The sequence below is a fragment of the Microbacterium enclense genome (genome assembly GCF_004022425.1).
In the GTDB taxonomy this organism is placed as follows: domain Bacteria; phylum Actinomycetota; class Actinomycetes; order Actinomycetales; family Microbacteriaceae; genus Microbacterium; species Microbacterium enclense_A.
In genome coordinates this window covers 1-3,605 of record NZ_RBZY01000113.1, presented here as the reverse complement: position 1 = coordinate 3,605, position 3,605 = coordinate 1, and the positions used below count along the sequence as shown (strand labels likewise).

Below are 3,605 nucleotides of genomic sequence, written 5' to 3'. Positions count from 1 at the left end.
GTCGGCTTGGGCGTGGCCGTGGGCTTGGGCGTGGCCGTGGGCTTGGGCGTCGCCGTGGGTTTGGGTGTCGCCGTCGGCTTCGGCGTCGCCGTCGGCTTCGGCGTCGGCGTCGGCTGCGCGACGGGCGTGAGGATCGGTCGCAGCACCGCGAGCTTCGCGGTCTGCAGCGTGCGCCAGTCGTCGGCGACGAGGCCGCCCGTGTCGCCGCTGTTGGGATTGTACGACCAGTAGGCGTAGCTCATCTTGTTGCGGGCGAGGTAGTCGACGAGCGCCGCCAGCCAGGCTTTGTCGCCGGGTGTCTCGAGCTTCGTGCCGAATTCGCCCAGGAGCACGGGGGCGATGTTCTCCTTCGCGATGTACCCCCAGTTGGCATCCCACAGCGCGGGCAGATTCGCGGGGTACCGCGGGTCGGAGAACCAGGTCTGGGCGAACACCGAAGCCGGGTAGTCGTGCGGCGAGTAGACGACGCGGTTCTTCACCGACAGGCTCACGGGGGCGGAGCGGACGTCCTTCAGCCCGCCGCCCCACCAGGTGCCGGTGCCGTCGTTCTGGCGCTCGACCCCCTCGACGATGATGAGGAGTCGGGGATTGACGGCGAGCACGGCGTTGCCCGCGCGCGTCGCTGCGGCGCGCCAGTCGCGAGCCGGGTCGCCGCAGTTCCAGCACGCGGGGCCGTGGGGCTCGTTGTGCAGGTCGACGCCGATGACGGTCGAGTCGTTCTTGTAGCGCGCGGCGAGCATCGTCCAGTCGTCGATCCACCGCTGCTCGGAGTACTGCGCGGTGTACCAGAGCTCGCTCTGCGCGCCCGAGTCCGGGCGGTGGCGATCGAGGATGATCGACAACCCGTGGGCCTTGGCCCGGGCGATGACCGTGTCCAGGAGTCGGACAGGCGGAAGACCGACGAGTCCCGGGTTGGCGTTGCCGTTGATCGAGGTGGTCGTCGTCGCGGCGAGGCACTCGTTCGAGAACGGCAGCCGCACCGTGGTGAAGCCCATTCCCGCAATCGCCGTCAGTCCCTCGTCGAGCGAGATCGTCCACAGGCCGTGCGGGGCGCAGTTCGAGGTCTCCATTCCGAACCAGGCGACGGCCTTGATCGTGTACGGGGTGCCGATCGAGGTCACGATGCGTGACCCGCTCGTCGAGAGCCAGCCCGGCAGAGTCGCGGCCGACGCCGCGGGCACCGCGACCGCACCCGACAGAAGAAGGACCGCGGCCGCGGCGACCGCCGCCACGCGTGCCCCGGCACGCCTCATCCACGATGGACGCTCTGCCATGTCTCTCCCCCGCCCGTTGCGGTCATCGTAGCGGGCGGCGGCGACGCGATCAGAGAGAGGCGGGCCGACCGGGGGACCGATGTGCGCGGTGCACCACCAGGGCGAGATGCAACGCCGCCAGCACCTCGCCGTCATCCAGGTCGACGCCGAGCACCCGCTCGGCGAGATCGAGCCGCTGGTAGAACACCGAACGTGACACGTGGGCGGCGGCGGCGGCCGCAGTGCGATTGCCGGGGTGAGCCACCATCGCCGACAGGGCGGCGAGGAGGTCGCGGCGACGGGCGGGCGCGGCGGCCAGCACGGGAGCGAGGAGGTCCTCCCCGTGCTCGAGCAGACGGTGATCCCCCCGCAGCGACGACACGAACCGCACCAGCGGATGGCGCACCACCCAGTGCACTTCTCCGTCGGGGAGCTCGCCCACCTCGGCGAGGTCGAGCGCCTGCGCGAGCGAATCCAAGAGGCGCGGGACGGCCGTCTCCGCCGAGGTCGCCTCCACCCGCGGTCCGACCGACAGCCGCGCGGTCGAGCCGTCCCGCGAGAGCCGCGCGCGGAAGCGCTCGGCCGCCGCCCCGGCGAACGTCGTGGTCGCGGGCACGGCGAGCAGGATCGGCATCCATCCCGCGGCGCGCTCGCTCGAGGACCGCGGCGTGCCACAGATCGCGCGGCCGCCGAGGTCGACGGCCGCGGCCTCGAGGTCTGCGGCGGTCGCCTCCGCGGCGGCGAGGCCGAAGAGCGCCACCCCGGGCAGGTCGATGCCCGCGGCACCCAGGAGCGCGACGACCTCCTCCGCCGAGCCGTAGCGCCCGCCGAGCAGGGCGTCCATGAGTCGCCGCCGTCCCAGACGCGCCCAGTCGTCGCCGTCCGGGTCGGCGAGGCGCCCGAGCGCGAGCGCCGTGGCTCCCTGTTCGAGCACCGCGCGACGGCCCGCCGGATGACCGGGGCCCGCGAGCGCGACGAGCGTCGCCCACCGGATGCCACGAGCCTCGACCGGCACGATCGAGCGGCCGTCGTCGCCGTCGTTCCGGGACCGGCGCGAGCGTTCCTGCCAATCGTCGAGGACCGCGGGATCGGCATCCGCGAGGTCGACGACGATCAGTTCGTGCGCGAGCGACTCGAGGACGACGGGGGCGCGGAGGGTGCGGGCGAGGCGCTCGACGACGTAGTCGGCGGGTGCGCCGCGCAGGGCGAGAGAGGTGAAGAGCGTCCGCACCTCGTCGCGGGCCCGCAGGGCCGCGGTCTGGTCGTCGATGATCCGACGGTGCACCTGTTCGGTCACCGACACGAATTTGATCTCGCGGTGCAGGGCGATGAGCGGCAGGGCGGCGGTCGCGGCCGCGGCGACGACGACGGCCGGGACGTAACGGTAGTGGGCGCCGAGCTCGATGACGATGCCCACGAGCCCCGCGCGCACGAACTCGGCCACGAGGGCGCGCAGGTCCGCGGGTTCCTCGGGCCACGCCGAGCCGGTGGTCAGCAGGAGCTCGCCGCCCTCAAGAAGCCGAGCGACCCCGGGGCTGTCCGAGACGTGCACCCAGCGCACCGGCGCGGAGAGCGCTGCGCCACCGACGAGGATCTCGGGGGCGCCGGCGGCGAGCGCGGGCGACTCCAGAACCTCGGCGAGCGTGGGAAGACCGCGGTCGCCGGAGGCCTTCACGGCATCCGGACGATCTGTCCGGACCGGACGTTCTTCGCGACGATCAGCCATGCGCCTTTTCCCCTCCGTGTCCCGCAGAATCGGCAGTGAACACCCTACGGCGCTCCCGGTCGATCTGTCCGGGCTGCCGGGCATCTCGAGGAGGATCCGCATGACCGTCATCCACCACCACGTCAACGGCGAAGCCCGCGGTGCCGCGGAGCGCACGGGCGACGTCTTCGATCCGGCCACCGGCGCCGTCCAGGCGCAGGTCGCGTTCGCCACCACCGCCGAGGTCGACGAGGCGATCGCCGCGGCCAAGGCCGCCTTCCCGGCGTGGCGCGCCACGAGCCTCATCAAGCGCGCCGACGTCTTCTTCCGTCTGCGCCACCTGCTCGTCGAGCGCACCGACGAGCTCGCCGCCATCATCACAGCCGAGCACGGCAAGGTGCTCTCGGATGCCAGGGGCGAGATCAGCCGCGGGATCGAGAACGTCGAGTTCGCCGCGGGCCTCGTGCACCTCCTCAAGGGCGAGCACGCCGAGCAGGTCAGCCGCGGCGTCGATGTGCACTCGGTCAAGCAGCCCGTCGGGGTGGTCGCCGCGATCACGCCGTTCAACTTTCCGGTCATGGTGCCGCTGTGGATGACCGCCTCGGCGATCGCCTGCGGCAACACCGTCGTGCTGAAGCCGAGCGAGA

The 3,605-nt window shown here is 72.3% G+C and carries 3 protein-coding genes; 1 reads left to right on the top strand and 2 read right to left on the bottom strand.

What is annotated here, in order from left to right:
- Together D8Y23_RS16300 and D8Y23_RS16295 are read right to left on the bottom strand one after the other, a co-directional pair.
- A partial coding sequence (locus D8Y23_RS16300) for a glycoside hydrolase family 5 protein (protein ID WP_240663942.1) occupies nt 1-1,274 on the bottom strand: 1,274 nt, incomplete at its 3' end.
- A gap of 49 nt (nt 1,275-1,323) precedes the next feature.
- Nucleotides 1,324-2,979 (bottom strand): PucR family transcriptional regulator, encoded by a 1,656-nt coding sequence (locus tag D8Y23_RS16295; RefSeq protein ID WP_240663941.1) that lies wholly within the window; start codon nt 2,977-2,979, stop codon nt 1,324-1,326.
- A 100-nt stretch (nt 2,980-3,079) separates the two neighbouring features.
- Between D8Y23_RS16295 and D8Y23_RS16290 the strand changes: the two genes are divergently transcribed.
- On the top strand, nt 3,080-3,605 hold a 526-nt coding region (locus tag D8Y23_RS16290; RefSeq protein WP_128219077.1), incomplete at its 3' end, for an aldehyde dehydrogenase family protein.

Bases quoted from the DNA above. Each gene is read 5' to 3' on its own strand.
- D8Y23_RS16295 (WP_240663941.1), bottom strand. From the start codon at position 2,979: ATGGCTGATCGTCGCGAAGAACGTCCGGTCCGGACAGATCGTCCGGAT.